The sequence below is a fragment of the Neobacillus sp. BP17 genome (assembly GCF_059579525.1).
Genome location: NZ_CM184198.1, coordinates 2,276,484 through 2,290,448 on the forward strand (window position 1 = coordinate 2,276,484; position 13,965 = coordinate 2,290,448).

A 13,965-nucleotide genomic window follows, 5' to 3' on the forward strand; every position below is an offset into this window, starting at 1 on the left:
GCTTTTTGTCCAGTCTATTCTACAATAATTGTCCCTTTAAACATTTGCATTCCACAGCTAAAGGTGTATGTGCCTGAATGATCAGGAGTAAAGGTTAGTTTTGTAGTACCCGTTTTTAAGTTGACATTGTTAATATTAAATTCAGGAATCATAAAGGTGGAGATACAATTCGTACTATCAAGCGGGTTGTTTATATCTAGTTCAACCGGAACACCTTTTTTGACACGAATGACATTTGGGGTATACCCCTGGGTGGTGACCTCCATCTTAACAAGCGGCTTGCTTTCCTTTGTTACATCCACTTCCGTTTTGGGAACTTCTTGACTTTCAGCGGCTTGGGCAGTTTCTGTTTGGTTTGATTTACTTTGACCCGGAATTTCTACCAAATCACTGCTATACATAAACAGAAATAACGATACCAGCACAATTCCTCCAGCGATAATCGCAAATGGCGAAAGTTCCTGTGTATCAAGGGATAATTTATTATTGGATTCAACGAAAATATACATAATCACGAATCCAATAATCAGGATATAGAATCCTAACAAGATTCCTAATAGAATTGTTGGATTAATAAATTGAATAAATGCACCAAGGATGGCGCCGATAATTCCGCCTATTAGACCAGAAATAGAGCCCATTAAGATAGCTAAAATCCCGATTGGGTGGCCTGCTAAGAAGCCAATGACAAATCCGATAATCATACTGACTCCGACTACTAGAAAAATCTCACCTGAAATGATGCCAATGATACTGCCGGTCAGTAAACCGGTAATCACTGCAATAACCATACTAATCATTGTTCCAGAGGTAGTAGCTAGTTTATTTTTATGGCGGTAGACAGAATAGATGGAATATCCGGTTCCAGTGGAAACTATAATTGCCGTAATGATCGTAAATATATTCATTTTTGGTCTCCTCTTACGTGTGATTGATTAACAACATAAGAGTATTATAAATGCAAATAAGCCGTTTAAATTTGTATATTCAGTGATTAATATGAACGTTTTATGAATATTGTTGAGGGAAGATAAGTCATGTGTAGTTTTTGGGAGATGTATTTATTCCTTTTTTTCTTTATCAAGGGTATTTTTATAAATCCGTTTCATTGCCTCATTTTGCATCCTGATATATTCTAGCAAAAATTCTTTCTCTTCTTCCTCTTGTCGGAGATCATCTTTTTCTTTATCCATGGAAACCACCACCCCATTTTTTATAATTACTAGCATTTTAACCGATTTATACACATGTTTAAAGTCAATGAGAAGGTAATTTGTTGACATCAGAAAAATATTCCATAAAAAAATTGACTTTTTTCATTTTGAAATATATAATTTTCAAAAATACTATTGAAACTATGACGGGGATTAGTAAAGTGAAATGGTCTTACCAAGAGAGGAAACCATTGGTGTGAGGTTTCTTAAGACGGTCATTTGAACCTGCCACCCGAGTTCTGTATCGAATTTAAAGATACATGCGGATCATGTCCGTTATCAAGGAAAGTGTATAGAGCAATTTTGCTTTATGAATTTAGGGTGGTACCGCCAGGCCTTGGTCCCTTTTTAGGATCAAGGTCTTTTTGTGCAGAAAAGCGGATACGCCCATATCTTTATTTTAAAAAAATAATGAGGTGTCAAACATGGCAAAAGAATTTGTAAAAGATGTTACGGCAATGGACGATGATTTCGCCCAGTGGTATACAGATGTCGTCACTAAGGCTGATTTAATTGATTATTCAAGTGTGCGTGGTTCAATGATTATCCGCCCGTATGGCTATGCTTTATGGGAAAATATAAAAAATGAGCTGGATCGGCGAATAAAGGAAACTGGGCATGAGAATGTTTATATGCCATTGTTCATTCCTGAAAGCTTGCTTCAAAAAGAAAAAGATCATGTCGAAGGTTTTGCACCTGAAGTGGCATGGGTTACACATGGCGGGTCTGAACCATTAGCAGAACGATTGGTTGTGCGACCAACATCTGAAGTTCTTTTCTGTGAGCATTATAGCAACATTATTCATTCTTACCGGGATCTCCCTAAGCTCTATAACCAATGGGCAAACGTTGTACGGTGGGAAAAAACAACTCGTCCGTTCCTGCGGACATTAGAGTTTTTATGGCAGGAAGGTCATACTGCCCATGCGACTGACGAAGATGCAATGGAAGAAACCATTAAAATGCTAAATGTATATGCCGCTGTCTGTGAAGAAATCCTTGCAATTCCGGTTGTAAAAGGACAAAAAACGGAAAAAGAAAAGTTTGCCGGTGCAAAAGCGACTTTTACCATTGAAAGCTTAATGCACGATGGAAAAGCATTACAGTCAGGTACTTCTCACCACTTTGGTACAGGATTTGCTGAGGCTTTTAACATACAGTATACGGACAAAGAAGGAAAGCTTCAGTACGTGCATCAAACGTCATGGGGCTTTACAACAAGAATTATCGGTGCATTAATCATGGTTCACGGCGACGACCGTGGTCTCGTAATTCCACCAAAAGCAGCGCCAACTCAAGTGATGATTGTGCCAATTGCGCAGCATAAAGAAGGCGTCCTTGATTTTGCTTATGATTTGAAAACGTCCCTTGGAAAAGTTGCTCGTGTCGATATTGATGCCAGCGATAAAAAACCAGGCTGGAAGTTCAATGAATATGAGATGAAGGGTATTCCAGTCCGTCTAGAAGTTGGACCTAAAGATATCGAAAACAAGCAAGTGGTTTTAGTAAGACGCGATACTTTAGAAAAAGTGTTCGTTCCACTAGATCAATTAGAAACAAAGCTTGTTGAGTTATTAGATGAAATCCAAACAAATCTTTATAATAAGGCTCTAAATCACCGAGAAGAAAGAACCTCAGTTGCTTTATCTCTAGGTGAATTAAAAGAGTCACTTGAAGCGAAACCTGGTTTCATTAAGGCGATGTGGTGCGGCGAATTAGCCTGCGAGGAAAAAATCAAAGAAGATACTGGAGCAACATCAAGATGTATTCCATTTGAGCAAGAACAAGTATCGGAAAAATGTGTCTGCTGTGGAAAAGATGCTGACAAGATGGTTTATTGGGCAAAAGCATACTAAAAACAGCAATTTTGGGGCTCTTCCTTGTATGGGAAGAGTCTTTTTTAGTACCATATCGAGGCGATATTTGGGTAATGAGCGAATTTTTGGAATCGATGAGCGAATTTCACAGTTAAATGAGCAAATTTTTTTCTGCTGTTAATCAGCGGCTTTTCCTATCAGCGAATTTAATGATTCTATCGGCGAATTCCACTATTCTATCAGCGAATCTTCTTAATTAATCAGCGAATTTTCCCATCCAATCAGCGAATCCATTCCAAGGTCATTTTTTTTGAAAAAGGAATTACAAAACCAGCAACGAATATTTTAAATCACAAGGAGGGCAAAATTATGAAACCAATACTATTAGATTTTTCAGAAGAGTTTTACACAGAGAGATTGCAAATACGCAAGCCTTTACCCGGAGATGGTAAAGCTGTTTACCAAGCCATGCAGGCGTCCTTAACCGAACTAAAAGACTGGATGCCTTGGGCCCATCTAGAGCAAACAGAGGACGATGTTGAAATTAATATTCGTGATGCACATGCCAAGTTTCTAACCCGTGAGGATTTGAGGTTACATATTTTTAATCGGGAAACAGGGGGATTCATAGGTTCATCAGGTTTGCACAGAATCAACTGGAGTATTCCGAAGTTTGAGATTGGCTACTGGATTGATTCTCGCTATAGCGGGAAAGGGTATATTACCGAAGCAACCGAGGCAATTACTAAATTTGCCTTTACCGAACTTAAAGCAAATCGGGTGGAAATCCGCTGCGACTCCCAAAATATCAAGAGCAGGGCCATTCCTGAACGACTAGGATTTAACTTAGAGGGGATTTTACAAAATGATGGACTTTCTGCTGATGGTAAAGGATTACGAGATACATGTATTTATGCAAAAACAACCAAAGATTAATAACAAAAGAGTACTGAATCACAGTACTCTTTTTTTAAAAAATTAGTCAAGGATATATCTCTTTAAATAAAATTTTGTAATGGCTAAATATTCACGTGAATAGGATTTTGGCACGGCGATCCATGGAGTTTCTGCTGGAAGTCCGTGCACCTCTAGTCCGTAGTCTCGAGCAATGGAGACGGCACGGTAGAGATGAAAATTATTTGTCACTACCAGACCAAGCCTTTCACCCTTAGGAATAAGCCTTTTAGAAAAGTTAATATTTTCATACGTATCAGTCGATTTATCCTCTAAAATAATCCGAGCATCGCTTATGCCCTGCTCGACCAGTTCTCTCCTAATCGATTCCGCTTCAGAGATATCTTCACTAGGTCCCTTTCCACCAGATGCGATGACAATTGTATTTTTATTTTTCTTTAAATAATCTGCTGCCGCATTAATTCTACTCGCAAATGCAAGGGAAGGGACGGTGCCTTTCACCCTTGCCCCGAGAACAATCAAATAGTCTGCATTTTTAGGAACGTCTTTATGACTATATTGACTAATTTTAAATTGTAAAAATCCGATATAAATCAAACCTAAAGTAACAAGAACACCTAACAATACAAACACTCTTTTCTTATTTTTCATCATTTCAAACCCATTTCATGTTATTTTTAAACTTCTTATATAAATAATAGATTAAAGTGGAGGAAAACTCTAACATATTTTTGAAATAGAGTATAATATTAGAAGAATTAATTGCATTTAGTGCCTACACATTTAATAATGGGAGGGGAACGACTTGAGTCCAATTGTTCCCGTAATCATCTCTTTTTCGATGTAACGGGCACAAATAACTTCTAACGTTACAACATGTTGAATCTCTTGCAACCGAATAATAGAAAAAAGGACTGAATTCATCAGTCCTTTTTTCTATTATTCGCAAACCCACGAAAGTCCTAGAGTTCCAACCCCCGTATGCACTCCGGCATCAGTAATTAGCATCATTATTTCCGTTTCAATTTCCGGAAAAGTTTCGTTGACTAATTTCTCTAACGCAGTTGCCCGTTCGATATCGTTAGCATGGACAATAGCTGCTTTCCTAACAGTTTTTGTTTCCAAATCGGTTTTTAAATTATTTATTAACCATGCAATGGATTTTTTTTCTGTTCTAACTTTATCTTTTATTTTAGCGCCTCCATCTTCAATTGCTAATATAGGCTTGATATTAAATAGGGAGGCTAGGATGGCTTGGCCTCCGGATACTCTGCCGCTTTTTTTGAGTTGGTCCAAATTTGATGGGACTAAATATAAACGAGTGTGCTCGCGTAATCCATTAAGTTTGGCCTCCACTTCACTGATTTCATAGCCTTGTTCTACTAGTTCAATCCCTTTTTTTATTAAAAATGAGAGTGGGTAGGAGCCAGTCATGGAATCGATAGGTACCAATTTAAAATCAGCCATTTCCGCTGCCATCACAGAGGTTTGAAATGTTCCGGATAGTAAGCTGGAGGCATGGATAGCGATTCCAAAATCATAGTTTTCCTTTAACTTTGTATAAAGTTCCACAAAATCACCAAGTCCTGGCTGGGAGGTTTGGAATTTCGAGTCTTCCTTTTTCATTCGCTCGTAAAACTCTTTTTGAGTGATATCTATTGTTTCCTTGTAGGACTCTTGGTTAATGACAATATTTAGTGGAACCACATGAATATTATTTTGCTCAATAAATTCTTTGCTGAGAGAAGCCGTGGTGTCAGTGATCCACGCAATTTTTGCTTTGTTCATCTTAATCCTCTTCCTCGGGTAAATATCCCTAACTTAAGTATCTAAACCGCAAAAGTGCGGCCGAAAATTTGTGTATTTTTGATATATTATGATAACTAGAATCAACATTACAAGAATGCATATTTTACGACAAGTTATATTTGTCATATTCAAAAGTGAACATTTTGTGACTAATGTACCTAGTTCGAATTATTCAAAAATAGCGATGTGTGATTTGAATCACTTAATACGCGTATGAAATTTCATATAATCACTATGAGAATAGTAATTACAAAATTACATAGGGAGTGTTATTCATGTTAGATCAAAAAACAATTGGAATTATTAAATCTACTGTACCTGTATTAGAAAAACATGGTGAAGCCATTACCACTCGGTTTTACCAATTGATGTTTGCTAACCATCCTGAATTATTAAATATCTTTAATCATGCCAATCAAAAACAAGGTAGACAACAAAAGGCATTGGCTGGAACGGTCTATGCCGCTGCCATGTATATTGATAATCTGGAGGTAATTCTTCCGGTTGTAAAACAAATAGCGGAAAAGCATAGAAGTCTTGGAATTTTGCCAGAGCATTATCCAATTGTTGGGAAACATCTTTTACTAGCCATTAAGGATGTACTAGGTGATGCAGCAACAGATGAAATTATTGATGCATGGGCAGCAGCATATAATGTCATTGCCGATGTTTTTATCAGTGTTGAGGCAGAATTATATGATGAAACAGTAAATAAACAAGGAGGCTGGAGTGGATTCCGCAATTTCATTGTTGATCGAAAAGTAGTGGAAAGTGAAGTGATTACCTCGTTTTACTTAACACCTGAAGATCATAAGGCAATTGCAGATTTTACCCCTGGACAATATATTAGTATCAAATTAGAAATAGCTGGTGAAAACTTTACTCATATTCGTCAATACAGCCTATCAGATGCTCCGGGTAAGGGTTATTACCGAATCAGCGTGAAACGTGAGGCGGGAACTGAAAATCCAGATGGTATGGTGTCCAACTATTTACATGATGGTGTGAATCAAGGTGATATTTTAAAAGTTAGTGCTCCAGCAGGCGACTTTGTTTTAAATACTGAAAAAAATACTCCTGTCGTGTTACTTAGTGGGGGGGTTGGTTTAACACCAATGATGAGTATGTTAAAGACAGTTGTAGAGGTTCAGCCAGAACGGAACGTCACTTTTGTTCATGCCGCTGCCAATGGAAATGTCCATGCTTTAAGAGCTGAAGTAGAGGAATTATCGAAATTAGACAATGTCAATTCATATTTCTTCTATGATTCACCAACAGAAGAAGACCGCAAAAATAATCGATTTGATGTGGAAGGATATGTAACTCGCGATTGGCTGCAAGAAAAAGTCAATTCAAAGGATGCGGATTTTTATTTCTGTGGACCGGTACCATTTATGAAAGCAATTAATCGATCATTAAAGGAAATTGGTGTAACTGAAGATCGAATTCACTTTGAATTCTTTGGACCAATGGGGAATCTAGAAGAATAGTAAAAAAAGCCGATTTCTGCTGGAAATCGGCTTTTTTAATGCTTTTGCAAATACTATTTTTAAAATACCAATAAATTGATGGAAAGCGATACTATATTAGAGAAGAATGGATAAAATACCAATATTGATTAATGAAAATTAATTGATATAAATCCAAAAAGAGAAAGGAGCTTTCATCATTGCAATATTTAACCACAATTATGAACGAGTATGGATACCTTGTTCTTTTTCTTTCGATTGCGCTAGGAATATTGGCGCTTCCAATCCCGATGGAAGCAGTGCTGGCATATGCAGGTTTTCTATCCTTTCTTGAACAACTCAATTGGTTCGGTAGTATTCTCTCCTCAGCATTAGGATGTACCTTAGGTATGCTGCTCTCCTATTGGGTGGGATTTAAGCTCGGTATGCAATTTTTTGAAAAGCATGGCAAGCGGATTCATATAGAGTCAGAGCGATTAGAGGCCATTTCAAATTGGATAAGAAAATATGGAAATAAACTGTTACTCATATCATTGTTCATCCCCGTATTTAGACATTTCATCGGTTATTTTTCAGGGATCACTCGTGTTCCAATTAAGGTTTATACTTTATATACGGGAATTGGATCGACCCTTTGGGTTTCGAGTTTTATTTTTATTGGAAAAAGCCTTGGACCACAATGGGATATATTTTTTGAAGCCATTAAGAGATACGTGTTTCTAACAATTATCGTCCTTTTTATTCTAATTGGCGTCATATATTTGTTTAAGAAAATTAGGAATGTTGTTATGGAAATGGGATCCAAATAAATGAACAAAACAAAGGAATTCTCTTTGAGGTTCCTTTATTTTTATTGTGTAAGTAATGATTAATGTTAATGATCATCGCCACCATGGAATTTTTCAGTAATTACAAGTATTGAAAGTTTGATTCATATCGCAACTATGATTAAATGAAAGATAGAAATGGCCAGAAAGGATGTTATTTGCATGAATAAGAATGTCATTCGTTCGATTACAGGCATAGCTGTGTTGTTTTGCCTCCTCTGGCTGGTCGGGCTTGGCTGGGCAGTAGGCGAGTATTATGCGGGAAAACCGGAGAAGGTTCCGGAAGTAAAGAGTGTTTCCAAGGAAGAAAATAAAAAAGAATTAAACATCGTGGCCCTAGGTGACTCCTTAACTCGAGGAACGGGAGATGAGACTGGAAAGGGGTATGTCGGTGTTTTGGCAGATGAAATCAAGGAAAAAACAAAACGTCCAGTTCAACTTACCAATCTCGGCATTAATGGACAAAGGTCTGATTCACTAAGGAAACAAGTCCAGGAAACCGAAGTAGGCCGCCAAATCGGGAAAGCTGATATGGTGCTGGTCACGATTGGCGGGAACGACTTGTTCCGAGGGGGCCAAGCATTAATGGACTTTGAAACAGAAGATATTGCTTCCATTGAAAAGAAGTACTTGGACAATTTAAAATTTGTTTTAAAACAAATACGCAAAAACAATCCAAATGCGAATGTGTTTTTCATTGGATTGTATAATCCGTTTATTGATTTAGATCAAGGAAAAGAAATGTCAAAGGTGGTACGCCATTGGAATTATGACAGTGCTGAAGTTAGTGGTTCTTTTCCGAAAATTGTATTTGTTCCAACCTTCGACTTGTTTGAGTTAAAGGTAAATGATTATCTATATTCAGATAAGTTTCATCCAAACTCAAAAGGGTATCGTTTAATTGCCGAACGAGTTGCCTCACTGCTCACCTGGTAAGGAGGGGAAATCGATGGAGAAAAAAATTACATTATCCGTTAAAGATTTAAAAAAAGTGATTGGAAAAAAAGAAATTATTAAGGGACTTACTTTTGATCTTTGTGAAGGAGAGGTATTTGGATTTTTAGGACCAAATGGAGCAGGTAAGACAACTACTATCCGCATGCTTGTCGGATTAATCAAACCAACATCGGGCAGTATTCTTATTTGTGGTTCTAATATTGAGGGGAATTTTCAAAAAGCAATGACAAACCTAGGCTGTATTGTGGAAAATCCAGAATTATATCCCTATTTGTCAGGCTATAATAACCTTCTTCATTTTGCCAGAATGATCGAAGGAATCGGTGAAGAACGGATTAAAGAAGTGACTGAACTTGTCGGTCTAACAGAAAGAATTCATGATAAGGTAAAAACTTATTCATTAGGGATGAGACAGCGTCTTGGGATTGCTCAAGCATTATTGGGAAATCCAAAAGTGTTAATCCTTGATGAGCCAACAAACGGCTTGGATCCGGCAGGGATTCGGGAAATGCGCCAATTTATTCGTTATCTTGCAGAGGAAGAAGGTTTAAGTGTTCTAGTTTCAAGCCATCTTTTAAGTGAGATCCAGCTTTTATGTGATCGAGTCGCGATCATATCCAAAGGGACAATCATCCGAACGGATACGGTCCAACAATTGCTTTCCAATCGAGAACGAGTGGTTTGGCATATACAACCACTTGATCGAGGAAGGGAAGTATTACGTTCTCTAACAAACATTGAAGAAACAGATGAAGGTACTATTTTGACGGAATTTAATGAAAAAAAGATTCCTCTATGGAATAAGCAATTGGTTGAAGCCGGTGTTTCCGTGATGGAAATGAATCGAAAAATGCCAGTCCTGGAAGATTTATTCCTCGAGCTAACCGGGGGTGACATGATTGAATAAGTTAATTCAGAATGAAATGATGAAACTGATTGCTAAGAAACGACTCATTGTTATTGCTATCATTATTGGCGTTCTTGTCATGCTATTTACATATGCACAATTTAAACAAGTACAAACACAACGTGAAAAACTAGGAACCAGTGATTGGCGAACAATATTACAACAGCAGATCGTTGATACGACGAATCGTTTAAGCAGCAGCCGAATAACAGATGAATGGAAGAAACAGCTGCAAATCTCTCTCCAGCAGCAACAATATTATCTCGATCATGATATCAATCCATCTGAGCCAGGTGCCCCAACGTTTATGAGAATTTTTCTGGAAAACTCGATTGATCTGTTTATTCCCTTAATGGTTATGGTGATAGCCAGTGATCTGGTCTCTTCTGAACATAGCTTAGGATCGATCAAGCTGCTGTTGACAAGGCCTGTCAAGAGGTGGAAGGTGCTCTTGAGTAAATATTTTACCCTGTGTTTAGCGATTTCCTTAATCATTGCGATTGCAGGGGTTCTTTCCTATTTAATTTCCGGTCTAGTCTTTGGTTACAAGGGGTGGGGTGCCCCAATATTGACAGGATTTAATGTGACTGAGACTGGATTAAATACGTCTGAAGTCAAATTGATGGGTCAGTGGAAATTTTTGTTAATGGACTTTGGACTAGTCTGGTTTGTATCCATTGTTGTTGGTACCCTTTCCTTTATGCTGTCAGTATTGATTCGAAGTACAGCAGCTGGTATGGGTGTAATGCTTGCCTCATTAATCTCAGGAGCCATTTTAACAAACATGGTATCCTCATGGGAATCCGCCAAGTACCTTTTTATGGTCAATTTGCGGTTAACTGATTATATGAAAGGAACAGCACCACCGATCGAAGGAATGAACCTTTCATTCTCAATCCTAGTCCTCTTCGTTTGGTGGGCAGGAGCCATCTCCGTTTCATTCTTTGTCTTTACCAAAAGAGATGTATATTAAAACAAAGAAATTTCGAACTTGAAAGAAAATTATAAAATTATTAAAATATAAGAGAGGAGAATTGACAAATGGAGGAGTGTTTATGTCATTTGCTATAAAAAAGATCGATCATATCCAACTTGCTGCCCCTAAGGGATGTGAAGAAGCCGCGAGGGAATTTTTTGGTGGAATCCTCGGATTATTCGAAGTAGAGAAACCTGCAGAATTAAAGAAACGAGGCGGTGTTTGGTTCGAATTTGGGACCTTTCAACTTCACATCGGTGTAGAAGAACCGTTTTCACCAGCAAAAAAAGCACATCCTGCCTTAGTTGTTGAGAAGATCGAAGAATTAAAAGTTCATCTACGTGAAAAGAGAGTGGCATTTACAGAAGATGAACTTCTTCCAGGAGCAAATAGAATTCACCTCCATGACCCCTTCGGCAATCGTCTTGAGATTTTAGAATGGGAATAGGAAAATGCCTTTAATAAATAAAAAACAGCCCCATTCCTATTGGAATGGGGATTTGCCTTTACTTGGGGGATTGAAGGCCATATTAGAAAGAGAAATCTTTTGTATTGTGAAATATTTCACATATCTTCTATTCATAGAATACTCCACTTCAAATAATTCCACAAGAGTATTTTTACTAAAAATTTGTCAAATTGGTAAATTTTTTTTCAATTACTGGGAATGATAATTTCGTACCAGAGATGAAATTTACTAAATACGTTTGAGGAAGGAGATACTTATGAAATTTAAATTGTTACTTTTATCATTAGGCATATTAATGTCAGTGCCTGGAATGGCTGCCGCCGCCCCAGCCACACCAGATACCTCCAATGGTGAACAGAGGGAAAAAGCCCCTTGTAATTGTGAAGAAAAAGGGCATCGCAACATGATGCATAAAGATTGGCAAGCAAAGATGGAAGAAAGACAGAAAATGCTTCTTTCCTGGGTAGATCAGTATACACCCGAGAAGAAAGCAGAATGGACGGCAGTCCTGGCCGAGAAGAAAACCCTAATGAACCAATGGATGAGTCCTGAAAATGCTGCTAAACGTGAAAAATGGAAAAAGGAAAAAATGGCAAAAATTGTAGAATTAAAAAAACAATTGGATGCTGGAAAGATAACAAAGGAAGAGTTTTTCAAACAAGCACACGGTGGAAAAGAAATGTCTCATTGGAAAACGTTCCACGAACTAAAGATGTCAGTTGAAAAAAAGGATAACAAACAAGCAGCATTACTATTAAATCAATTGTTAGAACAAAGTAAACAACATAATCAAAAAATTAAGGAATTACTTATAAAATAATAAGTTTTTAGCCAAAAAAACTAATTCAAACAGGAGAATTAGTTTTTTTATTTTCTAATAGTAAATAATTACATGTTAAAAGGACGTAATTAAGGGAACATTTAAGAGTGACAAACATAGAGGAGGCTTCAAAATGAAGAGAAAAAATCTAATGATGACAACTGTTGCTCTAGGTGCGGCATATTTACTCCGTAATCCAAAATCCCGGAAAAAATTAATGAATCAAGTTCAATCGTTTACGAGAAAATAATGTCCAATAAACATCCCCTTCAAGTGATTGAAGGGGATGTTCCCTGGAGTTGAGAATTACTTCTTTAAATTAATTGTACCTCGTTGTGTTTCCTTGATATCTTCTTTTATTTCTTCCCTTATATCTTCCGCAATTCCATCAGTGGCTTTTTTAAATTCACGAATCGAACGGCCAAAGGCACGGCCAATTTCAGGGAGTTTGTTTGGACCAAAGATGACTAAAGCTACGATTAAAATCAAAATTAATCCTGGTACACCAATATTTGAAAACATATTTTCATCTCCTACTGGATTAAATCCGCCTGCACGTAATGATACAGTAGTTTTGCAGTATTTTCAATGGAAGTTTCATGTGTTCGCTCGAATGCATGGGATGAATCGATACCAGGACCGATCAAGCCATGGACGATATCATGACCTGAGCGGATTGCAGCTGACGCATCTGAACCGTAGAAAGGATATATATCTAATTTATAATCGATGTTATTCTCTTCGGCAAGTCGCATTAAGTTCTTTCTCAATTCAAAATGATACGGTCCACTTGCATCCTTCACACAAATGGAAACAGTATATTCATCAGTTGATTGTCCGTCGCCCATTGCCCCCATATCTACTGCTAAATATTCGACAGTTTCGGGAGTAATATTTGAGTTTCCACCATATCCGATTTCTTCATTATTGGAAATTAAGAAATGCGTTGTATGGGGCAGGGGAATATTTTCCGACTTAATTTGTTTCATTAATTGTAGAAGAATACCCACACTTGCTTTATCATCCAAATGACGCGATTTTATATAACCACTTGGTGTGATTTCTACGCGGGGGTCAAATGAAACAAAATCACCCACTTCAATTCCAAGTGCACGAACTTCTTCAGCATTATGTACCTTTTCATCGATTCTTATCTCAATATTGTCCTGATTGCGCTCCGCTTTTCCTGCATCTTTATAGACATGGACAGAAGTTTGGTGCATTAATATGGTGCCCGTAATTCTTTTTCCGCTGCTTGTTTCAATTTGACAATATTCGCCTTCAATGGAGTTGTACTTAAACCCGCCAATTAGATCGATCTTTAAGCGTCCATTAGATTTCACTTCTTTTACCATTGCCCCAAGTGTATCCACATGTGCTGTCAGCATCCGATGTTTACTTGAATCTTTTCCTGCAATTGTTGCGATTAGCCCTCCTTTACGGTTTCGATAGGTTTGAATTTGTAATTCAGCTAGGAATTTTTCAACATAGGTAATCACTTCATTCGTATTTCCGGATGGACTTGGAATGGATACTAAATCAGCTATTAATTTCATTGTTTCTTTGGTATTTGTGTTTACCACAGCAACTGCTCCTTTCTATATATCTCTTACATACTATTATACATAATTATGACTTTCATGTGTTTATTCGCAATTGTGGTTAACTATTACAATGACATTGCATAACTTACCAAGTGTTAATTTTTTTCATATGGATTAAAAAAATTTGGTTTGGGCATTAATGAAGTATTCGAACTATTTGGAAAAAATTATATTGCGTCAG

General features: G+C 37.3%; 15 protein-coding genes and 1 other annotated feature. Of the genes, 9 read left to right on the forward strand and 6 right to left on the reverse strand.

The features are described 5' to 3' along the window. Nucleotides 1-14 precede the first annotated feature (14 nt). Together AC4QJR_RS10885 and AC4QJR_RS10890 are read right to left on the reverse strand one after the other, a co-directional pair. Nucleotides 15-908, reverse strand: a complete 894-nt coding sequence (locus AC4QJR_RS10885; RefSeq protein ID WP_496526173.1) for a cupredoxin domain-containing protein — start codon at nucleotides 906-908, stop codon at nucleotides 15-17. 153 nt (nucleotides 909-1,061) lie between these two features. Then, entirely contained in the window at nucleotides 1,062-1,193 is a 132-nt protein-coding gene (locus AC4QJR_RS10890; RefSeq protein WP_285851280.1) for a hypothetical protein, read from the reverse strand. A 155-nt stretch (nucleotides 1,194-1,348) separates the two neighbouring features. Continuing rightward, nucleotides 1,349-1,563: a binding site (T-box leader), on the forward strand. 67 nt (nucleotides 1,564-1,630) lie between these two features. Between AC4QJR_RS10890 and proS the strand changes: the two genes are divergently transcribed. Together proS and AC4QJR_RS10900 are read left to right on the forward strand one after the other, a co-directional pair. Next, nucleotides 1,631-3,070 carry a proline--tRNA ligase gene (proS, locus tag AC4QJR_RS10895; RefSeq protein ID WP_496526174.1) on the forward strand — a complete coding sequence of 480 codons (1,440 nt, stop codon included), beginning with the start codon at nucleotides 1,631-1,633 and terminating at the stop codon, nucleotides 3,068-3,070. A gap of 330 nt (nucleotides 3,071-3,400) precedes the next feature. Then, a complete protein-coding gene (locus AC4QJR_RS10900; protein ID WP_496526175.1) occupies nucleotides 3,401-3,967 on the forward strand; it encodes a GNAT family N-acetyltransferase in 567 nt (188 codons plus the stop codon). 42 nt (nucleotides 3,968-4,009) lie between these two features. Here AC4QJR_RS10900 and AC4QJR_RS10905 read toward each other — a convergent pair whose 3' ends face one another. Both AC4QJR_RS10905 and AC4QJR_RS10910 read right to left on the reverse strand, forming a co-directional pair. Beyond that, nucleotides 4,010-4,600: a YdcF family protein gene (locus AC4QJR_RS10905; protein ID WP_496526176.1), complete on the reverse strand. Its 591-nt coding sequence runs from the start codon at nucleotides 4,598-4,600 to the stop codon at nucleotides 4,010-4,012. 285 nt (nucleotides 4,601-4,885) lie between these two features. Further along, a complete protein-coding gene (locus AC4QJR_RS10910) occupies nucleotides 4,886-5,734 on the reverse strand; it encodes a DegV family protein (protein WP_496526177.1) in 849 nt (282 codons plus the stop codon). A 296-nt stretch (nucleotides 5,735-6,030) separates the two neighbouring features. On the opposite strand from AC4QJR_RS10910, the gene hmpA reads away from it, so the two are divergent. The 7 genes from hmpA (at nucleotide 6,031) to AC4QJR_RS10945 (ending at nucleotide 12,180) form a co-directional block, all read left to right on the forward strand. Next, a complete protein-coding gene (hmpA, locus tag AC4QJR_RS10915; RefSeq protein ID WP_496526178.1) occupies nucleotides 6,031-7,245 on the forward strand; it encodes an NO-inducible flavohemoprotein in 1,215 nt (404 codons plus the stop codon). Nucleotides 7,246-7,424: 179 nt separating this feature from the next. Beyond that, entirely contained in the window at nucleotides 7,425-8,033 is a 609-nt protein-coding gene (locus tag AC4QJR_RS10920) for a DedA family protein (RefSeq protein ID WP_496526179.1), read from the forward strand. Between the two features lie 180 nt (nucleotides 8,034-8,213). Next, the gene (locus AC4QJR_RS10925; RefSeq protein WP_496526180.1) at nucleotides 8,214-8,987 is read left to right on the forward strand and encodes an SGNH/GDSL hydrolase family protein; all 774 of its coding nucleotides are present in this window, start codon (nucleotides 8,214-8,216) and stop codon (nucleotides 8,985-8,987) included. A 13-nt stretch (nucleotides 8,988-9,000) separates the two neighbouring features. After that, on the forward strand, nucleotides 9,001-9,915 hold the full coding sequence (locus tag AC4QJR_RS10930; protein WP_251460629.1) for an ABC transporter ATP-binding protein: 915 nt from the start codon (nucleotides 9,001-9,003) through the stop codon (nucleotides 9,913-9,915). Next, a complete protein-coding gene (locus tag AC4QJR_RS10935) occupies nucleotides 9,908-10,888 on the forward strand; it encodes an ABC transporter permease (RefSeq protein ID WP_496526181.1) in 981 nt (326 codons plus the stop codon). Before AC4QJR_RS10930 ends, AC4QJR_RS10935 begins: the two co-directional genes overlap by 8 nt. 82 nt (nucleotides 10,889-10,970) lie before the next feature. Continuing rightward, complete coding sequence (locus AC4QJR_RS10940; protein ID WP_496526182.1) at nucleotides 10,971-11,339, forward strand: VOC family protein; 369 nt, start codon at nucleotides 10,971-10,973, stop codon at nucleotides 11,337-11,339. A 277-nt stretch (nucleotides 11,340-11,616) separates the two neighbouring features. After that, nucleotides 11,617-12,180: a hypothetical protein gene (locus tag AC4QJR_RS10945; protein WP_496526183.1), complete on the forward strand. Its 564-nt coding sequence runs from the start codon at nucleotides 11,617-11,619 to the stop codon at nucleotides 12,178-12,180. 306 nt (nucleotides 12,181-12,486) lie between these two features. On the opposite strand, the gene AC4QJR_RS10950 is transcribed toward AC4QJR_RS10945, so the two are convergent. Then, on the reverse strand, nucleotides 12,487-12,702 hold the full coding sequence (locus AC4QJR_RS10950) for a twin-arginine translocase TatA/TatE family subunit (RefSeq protein WP_496526184.1): 216 nt from the start codon (nucleotides 12,700-12,702) through the stop codon (nucleotides 12,487-12,489). A gap of 11 nt (nucleotides 12,703-12,713) precedes the next feature. Beyond that, entirely contained in the window at nucleotides 12,714-13,736 is a 1,023-nt protein-coding gene (locus AC4QJR_RS10955) for a M42 family metallopeptidase (RefSeq protein WP_496526657.1), read from the reverse strand. Between the last annotated feature and the right edge of the window lie 229 nt (nucleotides 13,737-13,965).